The sequence below is a fragment of the Steroidobacter cummioxidans genome (genome assembly GCF_003104955.1).
Genome location: NZ_LSRW01000062.1, coordinates 1 through 21916, shown reverse-complemented (window position 1 = coordinate 21916; position 21916 = coordinate 1). Strand labels below are relative to the sequence as shown.

Annotated in this window: 20 protein-coding genes; 10 read left to right on the top strand and 10 right to left on the bottom strand. The window is 62.1% G+C overall.

Annotation, left to right across the window (positions count from 1 at the left end; all coding sequences use genetic code 11):
• The first annotated feature begins 6 nt into the window (after positions 1-6).
• Positions 7-855: an acyltransferase gene (locus tag D0550_RS25465; RefSeq protein ID WP_349770743.1), complete on the top strand. Its 849-nt coding sequence runs from the start codon at positions 7-9 to the stop codon at positions 853-855.
• 1 nt (position 856) lies between these two features.
• Here D0550_RS25465 and D0550_RS25460 read toward each other — a convergent pair whose 3' ends face one another.
• From D0550_RS25460 to D0550_RS25445, 4 genes are all read right to left on the bottom strand, one after another.
• Positions 857-1141 (bottom strand): UBP-type zinc finger domain-containing protein, encoded by a 285-nt coding sequence (locus tag D0550_RS25460; protein ID WP_116812015.1) that lies wholly within the window; start codon positions 1139-1141, stop codon positions 857-859.
• A gap of 63 nt (positions 1142-1204) precedes the next feature.
• On the bottom strand, positions 1205-1774 hold the full coding sequence (locus D0550_RS25455; protein ID WP_116812014.1) for a glycine zipper 2TM domain-containing protein: 570 nt from the start codon (positions 1772-1774) through the stop codon (positions 1205-1207).
• Between the two features lie 235 nt (positions 1775-2009).
• Positions 2010-2570, bottom strand: a complete 561-nt coding sequence (locus D0550_RS35640; RefSeq protein ID WP_206606535.1) for a PEP-CTERM sorting domain-containing protein — start codon at positions 2568-2570, stop codon at positions 2010-2012.
• A gap of 209 nt (positions 2571-2779) precedes the next feature.
• Entirely contained in the window at positions 2780-3463 is a 684-nt protein-coding gene (locus D0550_RS25445) for a GNAT family N-acetyltransferase (RefSeq protein WP_206606534.1), read from the bottom strand.
• A 147-nt stretch (positions 3464-3610) separates the two neighbouring features.
• On the opposite strand from D0550_RS25445, the gene D0550_RS25440 reads away from it, so the two are divergent.
• Positions 3611-4090 (top strand): RidA family protein, encoded by a 480-nt coding sequence (locus tag D0550_RS25440; protein ID WP_116812013.1) that lies wholly within the window; start codon positions 3611-3613, stop codon positions 4088-4090.
• Positions 4091-4381: 291 nt separating this feature from the next.
• On the opposite strand, the gene D0550_RS25435 is transcribed toward D0550_RS25440, so the two are convergent.
• Positions 4382-7618, bottom strand: a complete 3237-nt coding sequence (locus D0550_RS25435; RefSeq protein ID WP_116812018.1) for an amidohydrolase family protein — start codon at positions 7616-7618, stop codon at positions 4382-4384.
• 139 nt (positions 7619-7757) lie between these two features.
• Between D0550_RS25435 and purT the strand changes: the two genes are divergently transcribed.
• On the top strand, positions 7758-8945 hold the full coding sequence (gene purT / locus D0550_RS25430; protein ID WP_116812017.1) for a formate-dependent phosphoribosylglycinamide formyltransferase: 1188 nt from the start codon (positions 7758-7760) through the stop codon (positions 8943-8945).
• Here the strand turns inward: purT and D0550_RS25425 are convergent.
• Positions 8942-9682, bottom strand: coding sequence for an EcsC family protein (locus D0550_RS25425; RefSeq protein WP_116812012.1), 741 nt, complete (start codon positions 9680-9682; stop codon positions 8942-8944). The genes purT and D0550_RS25425 overlap by 4 nt on opposite strands.
• A gap of 125 nt (positions 9683-9807) precedes the next feature.
• On the opposite strand from D0550_RS25425, the gene D0550_RS25420 reads away from it, so the two are divergent.
• The 3 genes from D0550_RS25420 to D0550_RS25410 all read left to right on the top strand — a co-directional run bounded on the left by D0550_RS25420 (position 9808) and on the right by D0550_RS25410 (position 11447).
• Positions 9808-10290: a nuclear transport factor 2 family protein gene (locus D0550_RS25420; protein ID WP_116812011.1), complete on the top strand. Its 483-nt coding sequence runs from the start codon at positions 9808-9810 to the stop codon at positions 10288-10290.
• Positions 10291-10384: 94 nt separating this feature from the next.
• Entirely contained in the window at positions 10385-10945 is a 561-nt protein-coding gene (locus D0550_RS25415; RefSeq protein WP_116812010.1) for a DUF6644 family protein, read from the top strand.
• A 25-nt stretch (positions 10946-10970) separates the two neighbouring features.
• Entirely contained in the window at positions 10971-11447 is a 477-nt protein-coding gene (locus tag D0550_RS25410) for a DUF6644 family protein (RefSeq protein WP_116812009.1), read from the top strand.
• Between the two features lie 802 nt (positions 11448-12249).
• Here the strand turns inward: D0550_RS25410 and D0550_RS25405 are convergent.
• From D0550_RS25405 to D0550_RS25390, 4 genes are all read right to left on the bottom strand, one after another.
• Complete coding sequence (locus D0550_RS25405) at positions 12250-12690, bottom strand: DUF6152 family protein (protein WP_116812008.1); 441 nt, start codon at positions 12688-12690, stop codon at positions 12250-12252.
• A 39-nt stretch (positions 12691-12729) separates the two neighbouring features.
• A complete protein-coding gene (locus tag D0550_RS25400) occupies positions 12730-13599 on the bottom strand; it encodes a hypothetical protein (RefSeq protein WP_116812007.1) in 870 nt (289 codons plus the stop codon).
• A 188-nt stretch (positions 13600-13787) separates the two neighbouring features.
• Positions 13788-14978: an aldose epimerase family protein gene (locus tag D0550_RS25395; protein WP_206606532.1), complete on the bottom strand. Its 1191-nt coding sequence runs from the start codon at positions 14976-14978 to the stop codon at positions 13788-13790.
• Between the two features lie 183 nt (positions 14979-15161).
• The gene (locus tag D0550_RS25390) at positions 15162-15401 is read right to left on the bottom strand and encodes an EF-hand domain-containing protein (protein ID WP_116812006.1); all 240 of its coding nucleotides are present in this window, start codon (positions 15399-15401) and stop codon (positions 15162-15164) included.
• A 187-nt stretch (positions 15402-15588) separates the two neighbouring features.
• Between D0550_RS25390 and D0550_RS25385 the strand changes: the two genes are divergently transcribed.
• The 4 genes from D0550_RS25385 (at position 15589) to treF (ending at position 21745) form a co-directional block, all read left to right on the top strand.
• Positions 15589-17046 carry a sensor histidine kinase gene (locus D0550_RS25385; protein WP_116812005.1) on the top strand — a complete coding sequence of 486 codons (1458 nt, stop codon included), beginning with the start codon at positions 15589-15591 and terminating at the stop codon, positions 17044-17046.
• 14 nt (positions 17047-17060) lie between these two features.
• Positions 17061-17267 carry a SlyX family protein gene (locus D0550_RS25380; protein ID WP_161966050.1) on the top strand — a complete coding sequence of 69 codons (207 nt, stop codon included), beginning with the start codon at positions 17061-17063 and terminating at the stop codon, positions 17265-17267.
• Between the two features lie 84 nt (positions 17268-17351).
• Positions 17352-20108: a TonB-dependent receptor gene (locus D0550_RS25375; protein ID WP_116812003.1), complete on the top strand. Its 2757-nt coding sequence runs from the start codon at positions 17352-17354 to the stop codon at positions 20106-20108.
• A gap of 59 nt (positions 20109-20167) precedes the next feature.
• A complete protein-coding gene (gene treF, locus D0550_RS25370) occupies positions 20168-21745 on the top strand; it encodes an alpha,alpha-trehalase TreF (protein ID WP_116812002.1) in 1578 nt (525 codons plus the stop codon).
• The last annotated feature ends 171 nt before the right edge of the window (positions 21746-21916 follow it).

Genomic DNA, 21916 nt, shown 5'->3' with positions numbered 1-21916 from the left:
GGCGCACTGCTGCTGACCACGAACACCCTGATACATGTGCCGCCGCTGCTGCTGGTGGCGGTGATCAAAGCGATTGCGCCGCTACGACCGGTTCGCCGCGCGTGTGACTGGCTGCTGATGGCCATCGCCGCCAGCTGGATCAGCACCAACACCACCATGATTCGCCGCTTCACCAGCACCCGTTTCGTGTTCGACATCGACGCCCGACTGCGGCCCGACGGGCATTACCTGGTGATGGCGAATCATCAGACCTGGGTCGACATCCCGATGCTGCAGGCGGCGCTGAACCGGCGCGTGCCGCTGTTGCGCTTTTTCCTGAAGAGTCAGCTGTTCTGGGTGCCGCTGCTCGGCCTGGCGTGGTGGGCCCTCGATTTTCCCTTCATGAAGCGTTACTCGCGGCAGCAGCTGGAGAAGCGGCCGGAGCTGGCGGGGCGAGATATTGCTGCGACCCGGCGCGCTTGCGCAAAGTTCATGCACATCCCGGTGTCGGTGATGAACTTCGTCGAGGGCACCCGCTTCACGCGCGCCAAGCATGAGCAACAGGCGTCGCCGTTCACCCATCTGCTCAAGCCCAAAGCGGGCGGCGTCGCGTTCGTGCTGGATGCGATGGGACGCGCGCTGCATTCGATTCTGGACGTGACCATCGTTTATCCGGATGGTCCGCCGACCATGGTCGATCTGTTCGCGAATCGGGTGCGCGAAGTGCGAGTGAATATTCGCGAGCGGGAGATCCCGGCCGAGCTGCTCGGCGGCGATTATCAAAACGATCCGGCGTTTCGCGAGCGCGTGCAGAGCTGGTTGAACGGCCTGTGGGTCGAGAAAGATCAGCGCATCGCGCAGCTGCGCACCAGGTAAATCAGCGCAGGTACTTCACCGCCTCGCGCGGCACCTCCGCCGCTTCTTCATCGACGAAACACCAAGCCCAACGCTCGTCCGGCTCGAACGAAGCGACCACCGGATGATGGGTGTGCTGAAAATGTTTGGTCGCGTGCCGATTGGGTGAGCTGTCACAACAGCCCACGTGACCGCAGGTCAGGCACAGGCGCAGATGCACCCAGGAGCTGCCCGACTTCAGGCACTCCTCACATCCTTGTGTGTTCGGCGGCAGCGGCTTGACGTGACTGATGTGTTCGCATGACATGTCAGCTTCTCCCGGTAGTGCGCTATTGATACTGCACGGGAGTCGCCGTGACAACTCACAACATCAGCCGATGCGCCAGATACCGTCGCCATCGCGGCAGGCGCGGCCCTCGGAAGTTTTGCTCTTCTTGCCAGACGTGGCCTTCAGCTTGAACTTACGGCAGCTCTTCGAATCGCTCGAGGCGAGCGGTGTGAGCACATAGTTGACGTGCGTCCGATCGTTGAGCCAGCGCACGGGGCGGCCCGGCTCGACGAGCTCGAGCGCATGGCCGAAGCAGCCGCGATCGGCTTCATCGAGATCTTCGCCGATTTCACGGCCGATCAAACCGCCGAGCACCGAGCCAACGATGATCGCCACAGTGCGGCCGGTGCCATCGCCAATCTGAGATCCGATGACACCGCCGGCGACGGCGCCGACGACAGTGCCGATTGCCTTGCGATGGCAGGAGCCCTCGCGCACGCCGTAGTCACGTTCCCACTCGCGCCCGGTGTAGCCGACGTACCGAGGGTCATGTTTCTTACGCCAGCCGTGCGCCGGGGCGTGATCCGGCGGATCGCTCGATGCGGGCGTGCTGATGAAAACGGACGCGCAGAGCAGTGCAGCGAAAGCTGTTTTGGAGAAACGGTTGAACATGGGGCGCCCCGGAAGTTTGTAGGAGTCGTAGGCCAGGAGCGCATGATATCAATGCGGCTCAACGCAACGATGCTGTCGCCAATCGCCGAAAGCGAGCTGCCGTTGCGTTGACCGGGCAATTACAAATTCGTGATCGAGTTCGCGGCGCGCGTCGGGTTGTGCGTATGGCGGACATAAAAAAGCCCCGCACCAGGCGGGGCTTCAGTATCGCGACGATGCGTTGTCGTTTGTCTTATCAGGCTTGCTTGCGGCGACGGGCGAGGCCGGCGCCGAGCAGACCCACGCCGAGCAGTGCCAGCGTGCCGGGCTCCGGCACGTTGGCCGGGGCCGATCGGCCATAGAGCTGAATATGCGACAAGCCGCCACCGCGGCCGAACACGTTGACGAATTCCCAGTTGCCGGTCGAGACCAGCGGGTTCAGCAGAAAGACGAACCATTCATCGGGCTTGTTGCCGGTGCCAAACTTGAAGCCAACGGCGATCTCGTCCCAGGTCTGCCACAGGCTGGCATCCAGCGAGAACGTGCCGGTCGTGCCGCTCTGAGTAAAGCTGCCGCTGCCGATGTTGACCAATCCGGAGTCGGCACCCATGCCGGTCAGGAAGCGGTCGGTCTGAGGATTGCCATTGATATTGCCGCTGCCGCCGCCCAGGCACGAAGACACCTGAGAAGTGTCGACGTACATGTGATCGACGGTGGCATCCCGGCACAACAGCGGCACCGCGCTCGCCGACCCGATGTAACAGAATGCCGAAAGCGCTAGGACGCTGGCGCTCAGGCGGATTGCTTTGAAACTCATCTTGCCCCTCCCCAATTGTGGACACGAGCGGAAAAGCAAATCCCGTGCCTATTGAGTAAGCAATTGATCCTCATGGGGCGAGCGACCGTGGCGTGCTGCGCCGTGTAAAGCCGGTCGTCAGGAGATCGGTGCGCGAGCCACGGCGGCTTCGGAGCGCGCTTAGGGAAGACCCTGAACGCTCGCTGCCGGTTCGGTTGCTCGGACAACAGTCACGCTCGCTTCAACAGCCACAGTGGAAGTGTGACGCGGTCGACAAAACCGAGCCGAACATACAACGCTCGCGCGCGAGCGTTCGCCGCGTTGACGTGGAGGAACGGCACGATGCCGCGTTTCAATTGTTTCGCCACGAGCAGATTGATCAGGCGCGCGGCGTACCCGCGTCCTGTGAAGTTCGGATGCGTGCACACGGCGCTGATTTCTTCATAGCCGAGCATCTTCATGCGCTCGCCCGCCATCGCGGCGAAGTGTCCATCCTGCCGGATGGCGAAGTATTCACCCATCTCGGGCGTGCGACGACGGAAGTACCCGGGGAACACCAGCGCGGTGAGATCGAGCATGTCGGGTGTGTCGGCGTCGGTGAGCGGCGTGATGCCGGCCGCATCCTCGTCGGGCGCGGGAGCGTCGTCGCGCCAGACCATTTGCACGACATCGGCTGTGCCGAGCAGCTCCCAGCCCTGGTCGAGCTTGGGTGTGACGCTGACGATGTTGACGACTTCGCCAGGCGCCACCAATTCAGCGAGAGCGTCGGCGGCAGCGGCAGTCGGCTCGGGTACGGCGATGAACGGTGCGACTTCCGCGGGATAACGTTTGGCGATCGGGCCGCCGATGGCAAAGTGCGCTTGCGCGGTGGTCAGGGCGGACCAGATCGGGTTGTTCATTTCGGCAGGCGTCATGGGGCGATTTTATCGTGACCTGCGTTCCGGGATCAGCGGGGCTACGAATTGCACGTTCGATGCTCCGATCGAAAGGATCGAGCTGCCGTAAGGTCGCCGACGGGCTAAGCTGTTGGGCACAGCACCACTAACACCGGAAGGGCGCTTATGCTGATTCGTAGTCCAGTTTTCGCAAGAACAATCGTTGGCGCGCTGGCGCTGCTGGCCGCCGTGAGCAGTGGCGCTACCGAAAAGCCGCAATTCCTGAACTCGCAGCGCGCGCTGGAGCTGGATCGGCCGTTCTCGGAAGCGGTGCGGGCCGGGGACTTCCTGTATCTCAGCGGCCAGATCGGCGACGACCCTGTGACGGCCAAGCTGCCGCCTGGCGGGATCGAACCTGAATCGCGTCAGGTGCTGGCGAACGTGAAGCGCGTGCTGGAGGCGAACGGGGCGTCGCTGAGCGACGTGGTGAAGTGCACGGTATTCCTCGCTGACATCGCCGAATGGGCGACGTTCAACAATGTTTATCGTGAGTTCTTCAAGAAGCCGTTTCCGGCACGGAGTGCGTTGGGGGCGAGTGGACTCGCGATGAATGCACGCGTCGAGTTGGAGTGTATTGCGTACATGCCGCAGAAGAAGAGCCGCTGAGACTCGGCGGAGAGGGCGGAGAGGGCGAAGAGGGCATGTGACCGCGCCGCCGAGGTGGGTTACCTCGTCCCGGCACCGCGCTCGCCCGTCGCGCATTGCGCTCCTCGGCGCACGTCCATGATGTGCGCTGCTTTCGAAGATACATCCCTGTACTTCGAAGCTGCCGGGACGAGGTAACCCACCTCGGCGGCGCTGCGTCGGTGGTGGGTGACAGCGCGGCGAAGAGTGCGGTACCTCGGCGGCGCTGCGTCGGTGGTGAGTGACAGCGCCGCGAAGAGGCTCGCAGACAGGTCAGCGTTGCTGTTGTTTCTCCCAGTACAGCGGCGCGAGCTGATGTTTGCCGGTCAGTTTCTCGGTGAGCGTGCCGCCTTCATAGATCCGGCCATTCTGAATTACGTACGAGATATCGTCCGTGACTCGAATGTCCTCGAGTGGATTTCCATCCAGCACCAGCAGATCCGCGAGCTTGCCCGCCTCGATCGAGCCGAGATCCTTGTCGAGGCCCATATATTGCGCGGGCAGGATCGTTGCGGTTTGCAGCGCTTGCAGCGGTGACATGCCGCCGAGCACGAAGCCCCACATCTCCCAATGCGAGCCCATGCCTTCACGCTGGCCGTGCGCGCCGATGTGCACTGATACGCCCAGCTCCTTCAGCTTCTTGGCGTTCGCGGCCGAATCGATCACGGGTTGATAGTCCGTCTTGGGCGCCATCTGACGACGCACCGAGCGAGGTTGCACGATGTGCGGCGGCACGTACTTCGACAGCAATGGATGCGCCCAAACCTCCGACTCCTGATAGAACAGGAACTCCGCACCCGGGCCGCCATACGTCACAACGAGCGTCGGCGTGTAGCCCACGCCGGTCTTCGGCCAGTACTGGAGCACGTCGTCGTAGAAGTGTTGCGGCGGATTGTTGTGCTCGAGGCCGGTGTTGCCGTCGGCGATGATGGTCATGTCCATCGGGTACAGCGAGCCGCCTTCGGCGACCACCATCAAGCCGTTCTCGCGTGCGGCCGTGACGACCATCTGGCGCTGTTCGCGCCGCGGCTGGTTGTAGTTCTTCACGGAGATCGCGCCTTGCGCTTTCAGGCGCTGGATGTGATGACGGGCGTCGTCGATGCTGCCGATGTCGGCAAGGCCTTCTGAGCGGGCGCCATAAACGACATCGCCGGTCGAGAAGGTACGCGGGCCGAGCACAAGGCCGGCACGTTGATACTCGGCGGCGGCGAAGATTTCGGTGGCCGCGTTCGAGGGATCGTGGATGGTCGTGACCCCAAGGCCCAGGTGCGCGAGCGCCGACCAGTTCTGTTGAGGAATGAGATCTTCAACGCCTTGCGGACCGTGCGCGTGAATGTCGATCAGGCCGGGCATCACGGTCTTGCCGGCCAGATCCAAGCGCTGCGCTTCGGCGGGAATTTGCACCGAGTTCGCGGCGCCGACGGCAGCGATGCGGTTGTTACGAATGACGATCACGCCGTTATCGATGACCTGCTCGCCATTCATCGTGATGATGCGGGCTCCCGTGAGCGCGACGACACCAGCGGGCTTGTCAGCGGTGCGAGTGCTGCCCAGATCGGCGATGCGCTGGCCGTACATGGGCGCGGGCTCAGTGCCATTGCCGATGGCCTTCGGGAACAGTGTGGACATTTCGCCGCGATACAGCGTGGGGCCGAGCGTCCACGTCAGCGTGTTCCCGTTCGTCCAGTTCAGATAATCGCCGCCGACCTCCGAAGCCCGCACCACTCGCACGGCCTTGGTTCTCGGTGACAGATCGAGCTGTCCGCCCGGCGGCATCGGCACGACGTACACATGGAAGTTCTCGCGGAACGCGATGTACTCGCCGGTCGGCGAGACTTCCATGCGGCTCGCGTAGTTCGAACGCGCATGTACGCGACGATCCTGGCCTTGGGCGTCGACGCTCACGAGTTCGTGCGCGGGCTCGGCTTCCTTCGCAGCACCGGCGTCTTCCGTGTAGAAGATGCGATCGGACGAGTCGATGAAATGCGGATTTCGACCGGTGTCGGTGAGCTTCTGCAGCTCGCCACCGGCCGTCGGTACACGATACAAGCCCGGCTCGGCGGACCAGTTCGCTGATGTGAGATAGCCACCCGCCGCGCGTTGCACGACGATCGCGTCGCCCTTCGGCGTGAAGCGCGGTTGATAGTAGTGACCGGGCTGCTTCGTCACGACGCGCGACTTGCCGCCACCGGCACCGACGACACGAATCTCGCCGAGCGTGGCATCGGTCCAGCGCACGAACACGATGTTCTTGCCGTCGCGCGACCATGAAGGAAACAGTTCGAACGCGTTGTCGGCATCGCTGGTGAGTTGGCGGGCGGTGCCGCCGTTGACATCGCGAACCCACAGACGACCAAATGATTCGTACACGACGCGCTGACCGTTCGGCGACACGGTGGCGAAACGCACCATGCGTGCTGGTACCTGATCCGGCGCGACATCGACCTGAAAGCGAGCCGGCGCAATCGAAGCGCGAGTGCCTGTGACATGAAACGGAATGTCGCTCACCGCCAGTGACACGATGTCCACTCGCTTGATGCCGCCGCCAGCCCAGAACACCAGCGATTTGCTGTCGGGCGTCCAATCCATGCGCGGATACAAGCCGTTCACGGCCCAGGTCTCCTGCATGTCGCGATCCAGATCCGCGTAGATCAATTTGATCTCGCCGGAGCGCAGATCCTGCGTGTACAGCGCCGTCTTCAGCGCCTCGGGCGTGCGCAGGCGACGAATGAATGCGAGATGGCGCCCATCGGGTGACGGTGTCGGGCGCACCGAGCCGCCGGGGCCACTGGCTACCGCGGAGGTTTCGCCACTGGCCAGATCGAGGCGTTTGATGGCGAACACTTCATCGTTCACGTCCTGGGCGTAGGCAAAGCGATTGCCCGCAGTGACGTTCTGCGTGTAGTAGAGATACTTGCCGTTAGGGGAGAACGTCGGCTCGCCGAGCTCTTTCTGATAGTCCTCGTTCTGGCGCTTCACCACCTGCACGCCGTCGCCGCCATCGACGTTGTAGAACCAGATCTCGCCGGTGCCCAGCGAGCGACGCGTCGTGAAATGTTTGCGGCCGGCCACGTAGCGGCCATTGGGATGCCAGGCTGCATCGTTCAACAGGCGAAAGTCTTCCTTGGTGAGTTGGCGGGGCGCATTGCCGCTGCGATCCATCACCCACAGATTGTCGCCGCCGGCTCGGTCGGACGTGAACAGGATGCTGTTGCCGTCGGGCGAGTAGCGCGGCTGCATGTCCCAAGCCAGGCCGGATGTGAGTGATTTGGCTTCACCGCCGGCGATGGGCAGCTCGTAGATGTCGCCCAACAGATCGAACAGCACGCGGCTGCCGTCGGGGCTCACGTCGATGCTCATCCACGTGCCGGAGCGCACATCGATCGGAATTTCGCGGCGCTCGCCGGGCGGGGCGTTCACATCCCAGGTTTTCTTGGCCTCTTCGGCGGCGTGCGCGGCGGCGGCGAGCGTGGCGAGCAGCGATCCCAGCAGCAAGCGTGAACGTGACATGATCATCCTTTCGCTGACGAAAGCGCGAAGACTAATGAGCGCAATGGCGCCCCGCAACGCTGTTTCGACGATGCGTGGTTGTATGCAATCGCATCAGGTCGGATACTTGCCGGCCTGGCCCTCCTGTCGAGCAACTGTCGTGACTACCTTAGGAACTCCACTGTCGTCTTCGGCCACCCGCGTCATGATGCTCGGCTCGGGCGAGCTGGGTAAGGAAGTCGTGATCGAGCTGCAGCGGTTCGGCTGCGAAGTCATTGCAGTGGATCGCTACCCGAACGCGCCGGCCATGCAGGTCGCGCATCGCTCGCATGTGATCAACATGCTCGATCCGGCCGCACTTCGAGAGGTCGTCGAGCGGGAACGGCCCCAGCTCATCGTGCCGGAGATCGAAGCGATCGCGACGCCGGCGCTGATCGAGCTGGAGAAAGAGGGGTTCACGGTCATACCGACTGCCCGAGCCGCGCGACTCACGATGGATCGCGAAGGCATCCGACGGCTCGCTGCCGAGCAGCTGCAGATCCGCACGTCGCCGTATCGCTTTGCCGATACGGAAGAAGAGTATCGCCAGGCAGTGCGCGATATCGGCATGCCATGTGTCGTGAAACCGGTCATGAGTTCGTCCGGCAAAGGTCAGAGCGTGGTGCGGACAGAGGCGGACATCCCGCATGCTTGGAAATATTCTCAGCAGGGCGGCCGGGCTGGCGTCGGGCGCATCATCGTGGAAGGTTTCGTCAAGTTCGATTTCGAGATCACGTTGCTGACGGTCCGCCACAACGGCCAGACCAGCTTCTGTGCGCCCATCGGTCATTTGCAGATCGATGGCGACTATCGCGAGTCGTGGCAGCCGCAGCCCATGAGCGAGGCGGCACTGAAGGAATCGCAGCGTATCGCTCACGCCGTGACGGAGAACCTCGGCGGCAACGGCATCTTTGGCGTCGAGCTGTTCGTCGCGGGCGATGAGATTTACTTCAGCGAAGTGTCACCGCGGCCGCATGACACGGGCCTCGTCACTCTGATCTCGCAGGATCTGTCGGAGTTCGCGTTGCATGCGCGAGCGATTCTAGGGTTGCCGATTCCCGTCATTCGGCAGCACGGGCCGGCGGCATCGTGCGCGTTGCTCGTGGAAGGCGAGTCGAACAACGTGCGTTTCGAGAATGTCGAGCGCGCGTTGGCTCAGCCCGATACCGCCGTACGTTTGTTTGGTAAGCCGGAGGTGCATGGACAGCGCCGTATGGGTGTGTCACTCGCCCTCGGCGCGACCATCGATGAAGCGCGCGCGAAGGCGAGGGCGATGACAGAGGCGCTGCTGGAAGGCGTGCGGCTCTAACTGTTGTCGAGCAGCGCTGGTCGCTCGAACCAGCGCATGCGATACGCGTTCATCGCGGTTGCGCCGAGCTTCTTCAGCAAGCTGTTGTTCACAATCACGCCGACCGGCGCGCCGATGACTGGCAACAGCTGCGCGAGCTTTGCCAGATCGATGTAGTCGCGATACTCCTGCTGAAACTTGCGCCAGTCGAAATCGTCGATCGAGTTGGGCAGCGTGGCGCTGCGCTCATGCCAGCGCTGCATCTTCTGATACACGTCAGCACGATGCGCATCGCTGGAGAACGCGAGCTGGAAGATGTGCAGCAGATAGAGCCGCTCACGATAGTCCTCGCCGGAGAAGCCATACAGCGCAGCGATCTCGAACAGCATCTTCAGCTTGATGCTGAGAAGCAACGGAAAGTCGGCGAGGCCCATCAGAAAGCCGCCGGCGCCGGTGATGCCGCCTTCGACGGCCGCTGTTTTCCTGTATCGATCCACCGTCGCACGCACGCGCATCTCGCGCTCTTCGAGACTGCCTTCGATCAGGGGCGCCGACGCGGTGAAGTTCGAGCCGCTCAGCACGCCCCGCGTCATTTGTTTGATGACGGCGGTGAGGCTGGCGTGCACTTTCTCGGGAATATAGCTGTTGATCTTGCGCTGAACACCGCTGGTCGCGCGATTCCAAAGACCGGGCGGACGCTGCATCTCGTATTGCCACCGGCGCAGCTCGTCGAGGACCTGAGTGTCGTAAGCGCTCATGGCGTGACCATGCCGCGTTTGTTTCTGCTGTGCAAGACACATAGCGGCAGCGCCTGAAAATCGCAAGCTGTGCGCTACCATCCACAGCGACGCATCGAACTCACTACACCCCACAAGGACACTGCATGGACACCCTCGCTCGTTTCTTCACTCGCGCGTTGGCCGTCGTCGCGCTCGCTGTTGCGGGATCAGCGGCAAATGCGACGGACCTCACGACGCAGGACTACATCGATATCGAGCAGCTGTACGCGACGTACAACCACGCGATCGATTCCGGCGACGGCGACGCGTGGGCAGCGACGTTCACGCCGGACGGCACGTTCAATACGCGTTTCACGGGCAAGGAAGCACTGGTGGGGTTCGTCAAAACGTGGCGCGAGAAAATGAACGGTGCGAATCGTCGTCACTGGAATACCAACCTGCGCATCACGCCGTCCGCGGAAGGCGCGAACGCCACGGTCATGCTGATGCTGCTGGATGTGGGCACGAAGCCGCCGTCCATCGTGAGCACCGGTCAATACACCGACGTTCTGGTAAAAACGCCGAACGGCTGGCGGTTCAAGACGCGTGAGGTGAAGATCGACGCGCCGGCGGCGGTCAAATCCTGAGTCTTCACCCGGCGCGGACAGACATTGATATTTCTTGTCCGCCCGCGCCGCTGGCCCCGACTAGAATGAATTCATCATCGGGGGGAGCAACCGCGTGAATTCGGCGTTATTGCAATTCGCTACCTGGCTGAGCGAACGCTCTTTCAGCATCGGGCTGCACGAATCCTTTTACCTCTATAACTGGATCGAGACCACCCATGTCATGACGCTGATGCTCAGCTTCGGCATGCTCGCAGTGGTCGACCTGCGCATGCTCGGCCTGGCATTCGCGAACGTTCCGGCGACGAAGATCGCCGAGCGCCTCGACAAGCCCATGCTGATCGGCTTCTCGATCATGTTCATCACCGGCATCCTGCTGTACTCCGCCATCCCGGTGCGCACCACGCAGAGCCTTTGGTTTCGTATCAAAGTGATCCTGCTGATCGTGGCAGCGATCAACGCGTGGCTGTTCCGAGGTTACCTGCTCGCGTCGAAGAATTCGTGGGATCTGGAAGCGGTGGCTCCGCGACGAGCGAGAATCGCGGCGGGTTTGTCGCTGGCGCTGTGGTGCGGTGTGATCGTCACGGGCCGCTTCATCGCCTACGACTGGTTCGACTGCGGCAACAACAATCCCGCCTTCATCGAGTGGGCGGCCGGCTGCGTGGCAGCCGAGTAAGCCTCACAGCTCAGGGGAAACGCCCATGTTGTTCTCTTTCTTCGCCTGGCTGGAAGCGTCGCCACTCGGGGTCTTCATGAAAGACCTGCCAGCGACATTCGCGATCGTCGAGGCAGTTCACTTGATGGGCCTGGCCTTGCTCGGCGGCACGGTGTTGGCGCAGGACCTGCGATTGTTGAATGTGATCATGCGGGATGTGCCGTCGAATGTGGTCACGGAACAGACGCACAAGTGGTTCAAGTTGGGGCTGTGGATTCTGCTACTGACCGGCGTGCCAATGCTCGCGGGGGTGGCGACGAAGTGTTATCACAACGCATTCTACTGGACGAAGATGATTGCGCTGCTGGTGGGGGTGTTGTTCGTGTTCACGCTCAAGCAGCCTTTGCTTCGCGGCGACCACGCTTCGATCAAGCCGGTGACATTGAAAATGATGGCGGTGGCGTCGATGTCGGTTTGGTTTCTCGTCGCGGCGTCGGGAAGGTGGATTGGGTTCTCTGGCTGAGGTTGGTGCTTCTCTTGGTGGGGCGCTCGACGCTCGGAGAAGAGGTTCGGTGGCTCGGCGGTGGCTGTCGGGGGTCTCGGGAAACTCGCGAGCGCCTTCACTGTTGGTGGGCTGTGCGTTTGATGGCTGCCGCATGATTTGGGCAGTGGCCGTTTCACCGGCGGTGTCGCTCGCCCTGAACGCGCTAACGCGCTGCGAGCTGCAACGCGCGGCGTCGGTTGTACTGCCAGCGTGCAACGGTTTGCTCGACAGGCGGCGGGCTTAGAGTCACCGTGCTTGCGAACTTCCCGAGACCCCCGACAGCCACCGCCCCGAACGAACTGAGGTGAGCTCACCGGAGCGGCCGCGCTCTAGCGCGGCCGCAACTGTCGTTGCGACAACGCGCGAACTCAAATTTTCAACTTAGGGTTGGTGGTTGGAGCCGAGTCACGCGCGACGCCGCTGTGACGTTTCGGCGGCGGCGGGAGCGACCTACCTCCGCCCGGCAGCTTTGCGGTACAGGGACGGGACCGCAACAGCAGGGCTCATCATGGACGTGCGGTGTAGGAGCGCAAGCGCTCCGGCCGTGCCCGGTGCCGGGCGGAGGTAGGTCGCTCCCGTCGACGCAGACCACCGAGCCCCTCTGACAGCAACGCCGCCGCGGGCCACCAACGCCCTCCGACCTCTTATCCGCCGTACGCCAACCGCAACGTCTCAATGACGCCCGTAATCTGCACAACCCAGTAAACCACAGTCGCAAGCACAATCGCGCCGGACACACCCAGCGCGATTTTTTCACGACTGATCAAAGTAGCAACCGAGTTCACTTCTCGCTCTCATCCGAGCCATCTTTCGGCGCGCCGGTGCCCGACGAGCCCATGAACAGTTTGCGGCCATCCGGGAAGGTTACATCGCGGCCATTGGCGCGGCATTTCGGTTTGCACAGAGCGTCTTTCGACTGATAACCGCGCACGACGATTTCTGTGCCGATCTTCAGCGAGTCCTTGGTGATGCCACGACGGAGCAGTGTGTTCGGCGTGCCGCCTTCGACCATCCACGCTTCCACCGTACCGTCCGGCTTTTTGTTTTCGATGTGAATCCACGCGTGTGGATTGATCCATTCGATGCGCGTGACCGGGCCGCGGAGGTTGACCGGGCGGTTCGCGTCGAATTCGGCGGCGAACGCGTGGTGGGCGTAGGCGACGGCGCTGCCGAGCACGGTGCTGGCCAGAGCGGCGCCGGCGATGAGAAATTTGGTACGCATATTCCTTTCCTCGGAGAAAACTAGCGACTGCGCTCGAAGTTATTTCTTCGCCGGCGACGGTGCGCCTTCGGTGGCGGGCTTCTTGCGCAAATGGCCGTACATCAGCTCTTCGACGAATTCCACACACTTGAACTGCATCAGTTGAGCATTCGGCTCGACGCGGCGATACAGCGGCATGGCGATCTTCCACGGGCGCGTGAACGTCTCGGGATCCTCGATGGTCGCTTCGTACCACAGATGATCCGGGCCGCGCTGCGTGTAGCGCTCGGTCACTTTCAACTTGTCGCTGTGATGATTGCCTGAGCGGTCGAACCATGTTTGATCGTTGAAACCGGTGGCTTCGACGACCAGTGTGTCGCCGTCCCACTTGCCCACCGACTGGCCCATCCAGGAATCCGCCGGCGGCGGGCCGGGATCTTTCATGTAAATGTTTCGTACTGCGCCCGCGTATTCATACGCGATGAACGTCTGCGAGTTGCTCTGGAAGATCTGGAACGGATACGGCATGTAAGTGGCGCGCGGCACGCCCGGCAGATAGCACTTCACTTCCGGGTCCAGCTCGAGCCAGTTTTTCTGATTCTCTTTCTTCTTGGCCAGCGCCGCAGGCGTGTACGGAATCGCATCGCCATCGACGACGCCGAGGCCGGCGGGCACGGAGCCGACGGCGCCGAGTGCCACGACTTGCGGGGCGGGAACAGGAACGAACTGACCAGGCACCAGCGCCATCGCGGCACGCGCGGCGTGAGGTTCGAGGTCGTAGTTGGCGGAATTCATCGCCTGCCAGATGCCATTCAGATCAGGCTTGCCGTCCTTGGTGCGCGGACCCTTGGCAGGTTGGGCCGCAACGGCGACGGAAGCAACGCAAGCAGCCAGCGCCGTTGCGATCGCGCGCGTCAGAACACTCTTCATTTAAGTGAGTCTCCCCCTTGAAGTGCGAGGGATAAAACAATGCGCAGCGGGGGCGTGTCAATGAAACACGTGTCAAGAAAAATCGGCGCCTGAAGAGGCGCCGAGGTTGTCTGATTTGTCGAAAGGGCCAAGGCCCTTTCGACGTCAAGAGATGTGAAGATTCCGCTGTGCGCGACGTTGCTTCGCGCTCAACGCACGCTGAATGTATAGACCGTCTTGCTGTTGTATTCCTCACCCGGACGCAGCACCGTGCTCGGAAATGCCGACTGATTCGGCGAATCGGGGTAATGCTGAGTCTCCAGGCAGAACCCGCCGTGCTTGACGTACGGCTTGCCGGCCTTCGCAGCCAGGGTGTCGTCCAGGAAATTGCCGGTATAGAACTGCACACCGGGCTCGGTGGTGTGCACCTCCATCACGCGTCGGGTGGACGGCTCCGACACACGTGCCGCCAGTGTCAGGCCCGGCTGCTTTTTCTTGAGCACGAAATTGTGGTCGATGCCTTTGCCGAACTTGATCTGTTCATTGTCGACATTGACCCGATCGGCGAGCTTCACCTTGTTTCGGAAGTCGAACGGCGTGTCGGTCACCGACTCGATCTTGCCGGTCGGGATGAGCAGTTTGTTGACCGGTGTATATTCGTTCGCATAGATGGTGAACTCATGGCCCAGCACATCGCCATTGCCGTCACCGGCCAGATTGAAATAGCTGTGCTGAGTCAGATTCACCACGGTCGGCTTGTCGGTGGTCGCGTGATAGTCGAATGACAGCTCGTTCTTGTCCGTGAGCGTATAAGTCACGCGCGTCTGCAAGTTGCCGGGGAAGCCTTCCTCGCCGTCCTTGCTGGTGTACGTGAAGATCACGCCCACCGAATCTTCCTTTTCGAACGGCTCGGCCTGCCAGACCACTTTGTCGAACCCTCTGACGCCGCCGTGCAGGGTGTTCGGGCCATCGTTCTTCGGCAGCTTGTAGGTCTGATCGTCGATCTTGAACTGGCCCTTGCCGATGCGGTTGCCGTAGCGGCCGATGATGGCGCCGAAGTACGGCGGGTTCTTCGCATACTCATCGAACGACTTCAGGCCCAGGACCACATCGGTGGTCTTGCCGGTGCCATCGGGGACCAGCAGCGCGGTGATGATGCCGCCGTAGTTGGTGGCGCGCACTTCCATGCCGTTCGCGTTCACCATGGTGAACAAGTCAACGGCAGTGCCGTCGGGCAGCGTGCCGAAGGCCGCCTTGCTGATGGTGTTCTTGGATTTTTCCTCCGGCGTCGGCGGTGCTTTGGGCGGCGCCGGCGGCGGCTTGCTGCAGCCGAGCAGCGTGGCCGCCAGCAGTGCGCCGGCCAACCAACCGAACGTGGACGACGAGAACTCATTCTTCATGTGTTATCCCCCGACGTTGACGATGAAATACTACCCGACCCGGATTGGCAGGGCAGGACAAGGGGGAGACATTGCCGGGAGTGCCAGGACGATCTCGCTTGGATCATCCTGCTTCAGGCGAACGCATCCTTGTCCGGCCAGTCGGGCGCGGGCGGCGTCGCCGCCCGCGCCTGTCATTCGAGATTATTTGTACTTTGCGTATTCGTCGCGCGTCAGCTCACCATCCTTGTTGGTGTCCAGGCTCTTGAACGCCACGAAGAGCGCGTCGTTGTTCGAAGCTTCGCTGAGGCTGATCTTACCGTCGCCATTCTTATCCAGAGACTCGAAGGTCGGCTTGTCGTCCGCGGCCAGCGCGGCGGTGGCCGTCAGCAGGCCGAGGCTCGCCAGCAGCGCCGGCGGGGTCATGCGAGAGAATCGGGTCATGATGCTTCCTTCCTAACCAAGTCTCTAGTGAATGGCGCCGAGGCGGCAAGGTTCCGGCCGGCCCCCGCGCATCTTACTCCGGCGCTAGCGAAACGGGGTCAATCTGCCGGCTTCGGACAGTTGTGTTAGTGCGGCGCCTACCCATAATAGGCCACTGTTAAATGGGTCCGGCCAGGGAGCTGCCCAGATGGCCGCAGCAGGCAATATCACCAATCGGGAGCACATCGAGTCGCGAGTCCTGGGCGAGCAGGTCGCGCTGATGTGCCGTCTCACCACGTCGCCGTTGACCGCCAGCGTCGTGATCGGCGCCATGATGGTCTGGCTGATCATGGAGGACTATGGTCTGGGTCCGTCCCTGGTCTGGTACGCGGCGCTGCTGTTGGTGCTGCTATTACGCTGGCGGATCGCCGCGACCTATCTGCGCCGGCCGCGTGGCCTGGCCGAAACCAAGCGGTGGCGTACGGCGATGCTGGCGGCCGCGGTGCTCGGCGGCGCGTGCTGGTCGGTCGCCGGGTCGTTCCTCCTGCCGCACGAGCCAACCCGGGAAGTCGTGATGTCGGTGTTCTTCATCGGCTGCACGGCCGCGGGCATGGGCTCGCAGGCGCCGGTGCGCAATGCCTATGCCTGTCTGCTGATCCCGTTCTGTCTGCCATACATCGTTACGCAGCTGATCCTAGGCGGCGATCGCGTGGCGGTGGCGCTCGCGTTCATGGTGTACATCCCGGTCGTGCTGGTGATCGCCAAGCGACAGACCGATTCGATCGAACGTCAGATCCGTCTCGCCATCGAGAACGAGTCGCTGGCCGAACAGCTGCGTCTGGAGCGCGATCGGGCCAATCAGGCCAGGCTCGATCTGCAGGAGCAGCTCGATGAACAGAAGCGCTCGACGCAGCGGATCCGCGAGCTCAATATCGAGCTGGAGCGTCAGGCGCACGAGCTGCGCACGGCCAATAACGATCTGGAAGGATTCTCATATTCGGTGTCGCACGATCTGCGCGCGCCGTTGCGAGCCATCGACGGGTTCTCGCAATTGCTGATCGATGACAAGCACAAGAGCATCAGCAACGACACGCGTCACCAGCTGCAACGCATTCGCGCCAACGTTGCGCACATGGCGTCGCTCATCGACGATCTGCTCGAGTTTGCACGCTGCGGTCGTCAGGCGTTGGAGTTCGGGCGGCTGGAGATGGCATCGTTGGCGAAGTACGCGGCCGAGCAGGCGCGCCATTCGCGGTTGAACGAAGCTGTGGAACCCACGATCGAGATTGGTGAGTTGCCGCCGGCACGCGGCGACGAGGGGTTGATTCGTCAGGTGTGGATGAATCTGCTCGACAACGCCGTGAAGTACACGAGCAAGGTCGAGCGTCCGCACATCGTCGTGTCCGGGCGTGAGGATGGCGAGCGTCTCGTTTATGAGGTCCACGACAACGGCGTCGGCTTCGACAGTGCTTTCAGCTCGAATCTGTTCGGCGTATTTCGCCGCCTGCATGGCGCGCGTGAATATCCGGGCTCGGGTGTGGGGCTCGCCATCGTGCAACGGATCGTGACCCGGCACGGCGGTGAAGTATGGGCGAGAGCCGAGCCCAATCACGGCGCTACCTTTAGTTTCTCGCTGCCCAAGCCTGCGCTGAGGGCGGTCGGATGAGCGGAAATGAGTTTATGAACGACGAATCCATCGAACGTATCGAATTGAAGATCGCTTACCTGGAGCGCGCCAACAACGACCTGAGCGAAGTGGTGTATCGCCAGCAGCAACAGATCGATGCGCTGCGCGCCGAGCTGGCCGTCTTGAACGGCAAAATGGAGGCGGCGATGACCGAAGCGACGGTGTACACGCTGGAGCAGGAGAAGCCCCCGCATTATTGAAGGCAGGGGCAGGTTTTTCGGGTCACCCCCTCATAGCTGGCAACGGCGTGTCTAGAGCGCGCTACAACTCTAATCGGGGGATACATGCTGCGTGCAATGATCGCATCGCTGCTGGCCGTCGCGTCGGTCGGCTCAGCTCTGGCTCAGGCCCAGACGAATCCAACCAGCGTCGACCAGACGCGCCAGGAATTCAAGATCGCCGCTCAGCCGTTGTCGCAAGCATTGCGTGAGTATGCGCAACAGAGTGGCGATCAAGTGGTGTTCTATTCCGACATTGGCAAGGGCCGTGAAGCGCCCGCACTCACCGGCTCGTACACCCGCCAGGAAGCTTTGCAGCGCCTGCTCGAGAACACCGGCCTGAAATATCGACGCGTCAATGCCAAGACCATCGCGATCAGTAGCGACGCACCCGCGCGACCCGAAGCTGCTATTCAACGAACGTCGATGGCCGCACCCGTGCGGCTGGCACAAGCAACGGAAACAGCGCCCGCGCCGTTGCCGCAAGCGCAAGAGCAGGGCGGTGGAGGTCAGCAAGCGCCGGCCAGTGCATTGTTCGGCGTGGAGGAAGTGATCGTCACCGGCACCGCCGTGGCCGAGCGCACCAAGTTCGATTCGAGCGTCGCGATCTCCACGTTCAACGCGGAAGACATCGCGCAGCAAGCGCCGTCCAGCGCCGCCGATTTGATTTCCGCCGTGCCCGGCTTCTGGGTCGAATCGACGGCCGGCACGACTCAGGGCAACGTGTTCGCTCGCGGCATCATTCAGGACGGCGGCTATCGTTACGTCGGCTTGATGGAAGACGGCATTCCGATTTATCCCGTCTTCGAGCTGTCGTTCTACAACCCCGATCAATTCGTGCGCGTCGACGACACAATTGAGCGCGTCGAAGCGCTGCGAGGCGGCACGGCGCCGATCTTCACTGCAGGCGCAGTCGGCGGCACGGTGAACTTCGTGACGCAGGCGGCGAAAGACTCTGCGCGCGGTTCGATGAAACTCGGCTTCAGTGATTACGGCATGTATCGCGCCGATGTCGCCTGGAGTGCACCGCTCAATGACGACTGGGGCATCGCGCTCGGCGGGTACTATCGAACGTCCGATGGCGTTCGCGACCCAGGTTACACTGCCGACGAAGGCGGGCAGTTTCGCGTGAAGATCGGTCGCAGCTTCGACAACGGCAGCATCGAATTCTTCGGCAAGTACATCGACGATCGTTCGTTGTTCGTCGTGCCGATTCCGTTGACCGGCAGTCCTTCCGATCCGCGCGGCTTGAATGGCGCGGATGCGGGGACGTATTCACTGCACAGCAAGGACCTGGCCCGCGCAGGCTTGCCAGTCACTGCCGATGAAGTGGGCTTGCGCGGCTCGAAGCTCGAGGATGGCATTCATCCGCAGCTCGCCACGATTGGCGGCAAGCTCAACTGGCAATTCAACGACACGGTCTCGGTGACCAACCTGTTGCGTTACACCGATGGCGAAGTGCGCTTCGATGGCATCTTCCCCGGCGATCCTCCGAAGACAGGCGCGGAGTTCGCTGCGGATCTGGGCGTGGCCGCGAATTACAGTGTGATATCGAACGGCGCTGCGTACGGGGCGAATCAACTCGTGCAGAACCATGGCCACTGGGTGGTGAACAAAGAGTACAACGCGATTCAGGACGATCTGCGCCTCAACTTGAAACTCGATACTCACGCGCTGACGTTCGGCCTGTATGTGGCCGATTATTCGATGCAGGACGCGTGGAGTCTGGGCAATCAGATCCTCATGGATGTGAGCAACAGGCCGCGCCGTCTCGCGCTGCCCGGCGTGACCGATCCGAATGGTTTCACCAAGTACGCGACGTTCAACTTGCTCACCGACTACGACGCGACGGCGTACTCGCTGTATGCGGCGGACGAGTGGCAAGTGACGGACGCGCTGCGGTTCGATTTCGGCGTTCGTTACGACACGCAGGATATCAAGGGCACGATTCGCGCGGGCTCGTCGGAAGTGGCGCCGGGCGTACCCACCGATCTCGATGGCAATCCGGCGACGACTTACGACCGCGGTGTTTCCGTGATCGGCGCAAATCGCAGCGCCGTCGATGAGGACTTCGACAACACCGCCTTCTCCATCGGTTTCAACTACGAGTTCACGCCTCAGCACGCGATGTTCGGTCACTACACCGACTCGGCCAAGCTGCCGAACTTCGACGATGTGCGCAATGGCGTGACGGTGAAGGATCAGGTCACGAACGTCGAGTTGGGCTACAAGGCGTCGATCGATCGGCTGGTGGTGTTCGCGACGTTGTTCCAGACCGAGTTCGACAACGTGCCGTTCCAGGACATCCTTGCCAACGGCCAGACCGTCGTGCGCCGCGCCGAGACGCGGACGCGCGGCATCGAGTTGGAAGGCGAGTTCCAGCCGATCGATGCGCTGGGCATTCGTTTCAGCATTACTCAGCAGGATCCAACGTACCAGGCCTTCACAGGCGCGGCGGCTGGCAACACCGGCAACGTCATTCGTCGCATCCCGAAGACGATGGCGCGCATCATGCCGACATACACATTCATGGATGGAGCGGCGCGCGCGTACTTCACCTATACGTATGCCGGCAAGCGTTTCGCGAATGACGACAACAGCATCGAGCTGCCCAAGTACACCAAGCTGGATGCCGGAGTGATGTTCGATGTCGGCCGCAGCTGGACGATTCAGCTCAACGGCGACAATCTCACCGACGAGGTCGGCTTGACCGAAGGCAATCCCCGCACCGACCTGGGCTCGGGCGGCATCGGCAACATTTATATGGTGCGCCCGTTGTTCGGTCGCTCGTTCATGGGCTCAGTCACGTATCGCTGGCCCTGACCGTGCTTTGCGATTCCTCCGCCTTGCGGTGTCCGCCGTCCGGGTTGACACTGCGAGGCATGATCCTAAAGGTGCTGAGAGTCGCTTGCATGGGTGTTTGGTTGGCCGGCGCGACCATCGCGTCGGCGCAGGAAGCCGTGCCCACGCCGGCCGATGTGTATGGGGAGCTGTTCAAGGATGTGCAGCTCGCTGCCGTGTTCCCCGACAGCAAGTCGTTCACCGACGCGCTGCCCAACCGGCCGCCCGAACAGATCCTGAGCGAATATCGCCAGCTCAAGGGGCAACCGGACTTCGACCTGAAGAAGTTCGTCGCCGAGCGCTTCTCACCGCCGCCAAATGTTGCTTCCGATTTCCGCACCGTCGCCGGGCAGGACGTTCGTCGGCACATCGACGAGCTGTGGAAAGTGCTCGAGCGCAAGCCCGAGGACCAGCGGCCATATTCCTCGCGCATCGCGCTACCCTTTCGTTACATCGTGCCGGGCGGCCGCTTCAACGAGATCTACTACTGGGACTCGTACTTCACCATGCTGGGCCTGGAGGAAAGCGGCCGGCACGATCTGACCATGGACATGATCGCCAACTTCGGCTGGCTGATCGATCGATTCGGCCACATCCCCAACGGCAATCGCAGCTACTTCCTGAGCCGCTCACAGCCGCCGTTCTTCGCGGCGATGATCGAGCTGGCGGCGGACAAGGAAGGGGAGTCGGTCCACAAGAAATACCTGCCGCAGCTGGTCCGCGAATATCAGTTCTGGATGGACGGCGCCGAGGCACTCAAGCCGGGCACCGCGCATCGACGCGTCGTGAAGCTCGCCGATGGCACGGTGATGAATCGTTACTACGACGATCGCAATGTGCCTCGCGACGAGGCTTACAAAGAAGACGTTGCGACGGCGAAGCTCGCCGGGTCGGGGTCGCCGGAGATTTATCGGAATCTGCGCGCAGCGGCGGAGAGTGGCTGGGACTTCAGCTCGCGATGGTTTGCGGGGCAGGAACTCTCCACGATCCACACGACGGATTTGATCCCGCCGGATCTGAACAGTTTGCTGTATCAGCTGGAGCGGACGATCGCTAAAGGCTGTGAAGCGACCGCTGATGCGGCATGCGCGAAGGAAATGAAAGGGAAAGCGGAGGCGCGCAAGGCGGCGATCACGAAGTATTTGTGGAACGCCAAAGCAGGGGCGTTCACCGACTACGACTGGCGCGCGAAACGACTCAGCTCGCAGGTGACGGCAGCGACGGTGTATCCGTTGTATTTCCATGCGGCGAGCAAGGAGCAGGCGAAGGCGGTCGCAACCACTGTGCGTTCGACCTTGTTGAAGCCACATGGCGTCACGACGACCGTGGTTGCGTCGGGTGAGCAGTGGGATGAGCCCAATGGTTGGGCGCCACTGCAGTGGCTGGCGATCCAAGGGTTGAAGAACTACGGAGAAGATCAGCTCGCCGCGACGATTGCGCAGCGGTGGGTTGGGAAGAATCTTCAGGTGTTCAAGGCCACGGGGAAGCTCGTCGAGAAATACGACGTCGTTTCTGACAAGGCGGGCGGCGGCGGGGAATATCCGTTGCAGGATGGGTTTGGGTGGACCAACGGCGTGCTTAGGAAGTTATTGGTGATGTATCCGAAGTTGGCGGAGTAAGGGCGGCGTAAGAGGGTAAGAGCGGAAGAGCGGAAGAGGCGTCGGTGGTCTGCGTCGTCGGGAGTGACCTACCTCGTCCCGGCGCCGGGCACGGCCGGAGCGCTTGCGCTCCTACACCGCACGTCCCTGATGAGCCCTGCTGTTGCGGTCCCGTCCCTGTACCGCAAAGCC

Excerpts from the sequence above, each read along its gene's own strand:
- D0550_RS25445 (WP_206606534.1), bottom strand. The coding sequence starts at position 3,463 with ATGACGCCTGCCGAAATGAACAACCCGATCTGGTCCGCCCTGACCACC.
- D0550_RS25440 (WP_116812013.1), top strand. The coding sequence starts at position 3,611 with ATGCTGATTCGTAGTCCAGTTTTCGCAAGAACAATCGTTGGCGCGCTG.
- D0550_RS25395 (WP_206606532.1), bottom strand. The coding sequence starts at position 14,978 with ATGAAGAATGAGTTCTCGTCGTCCACGTTCGGTTGGTTGGCCGGCGCA.
- D0550_RS25420 (WP_116812011.1), top strand. The coding sequence starts at position 9,808 with ATGGACACCCTCGCTCGTTTCTTCACTCGCGCGTTGGCCGTCGTCGCG.
- D0550_RS25400 (WP_116812007.1), bottom strand. The coding sequence starts at position 13,599 with ATGAAGAGTGTTCTGACGCGCGCGATCGCAACGGCGCTGGCTGCTTGC.
- D0550_RS25425 (WP_116812012.1), bottom strand. The coding sequence starts at position 9,682 with ATGAGCGCTTACGACACTCAGGTCCTCGACGAGCTGCGCCGGTGGCAA.
- D0550_RS35640 (WP_206606535.1), bottom strand. The coding sequence starts at position 2,570 with ATGAGTTTCAAAGCAATCCGCCTGAGCGCCAGCGTCCTAGCGCTTTCG.
- D0550_RS25385 (WP_116812005.1), top strand. The coding sequence starts at position 15,589 with ATGGCCGCAGCAGGCAATATCACCAATCGGGAGCACATCGAGTCGCGA.
- D0550_RS25405 (WP_116812008.1), bottom strand. The coding sequence starts at position 12,690 with ATGCGTACCAAATTTCTCATCGCCGGCGCCGCTCTGGCCAGCACCGTG.
- treF (WP_116812002.1), top strand. The coding sequence starts at position 20,168 with ATGATCCTAAAGGTGCTGAGAGTCGCTTGCATGGGTGTTTGGTTGGCC.
- D0550_RS25460 (WP_116812015.1), bottom strand. The coding sequence starts at position 1,141 with ATGTCATGCGAACACATCAGTCACGTCAAGCCGCTGCCGCCGAACACA.
- D0550_RS25390 (WP_116812006.1), bottom strand. The coding sequence starts at position 15,401 with ATGACCCGATTCTCTCGCATGACCCCGCCGGCGCTGCTGGCGAGCCTC.
- D0550_RS25455 (WP_116812014.1), bottom strand. The coding sequence starts at position 1,774 with ATGTTCAACCGTTTCTCCAAAACAGCTTTCGCTGCACTGCTCTGCGCG.
- D0550_RS25380 (WP_161966050.1), top strand. The coding sequence starts at position 17,061 with ATGAACGACGAATCCATCGAACGTATCGAATTGAAGATCGCTTACCTG.
- D0550_RS25410 (WP_116812009.1), top strand. The coding sequence starts at position 10,971 with ATGTTGTTCTCTTTCTTCGCCTGGCTGGAAGCGTCGCCACTCGGGGTC.
- D0550_RS25435 (WP_116812018.1), bottom strand. The coding sequence starts at position 7,618 with ATGTCACGTTCACGCTTGCTGCTGGGATCGCTGCTCGCCACGCTCGCC.
- D0550_RS25375 (WP_116812003.1), top strand. The coding sequence starts at position 17,352 with ATGCTGCGTGCAATGATCGCATCGCTGCTGGCCGTCGCGTCGGTCGGC.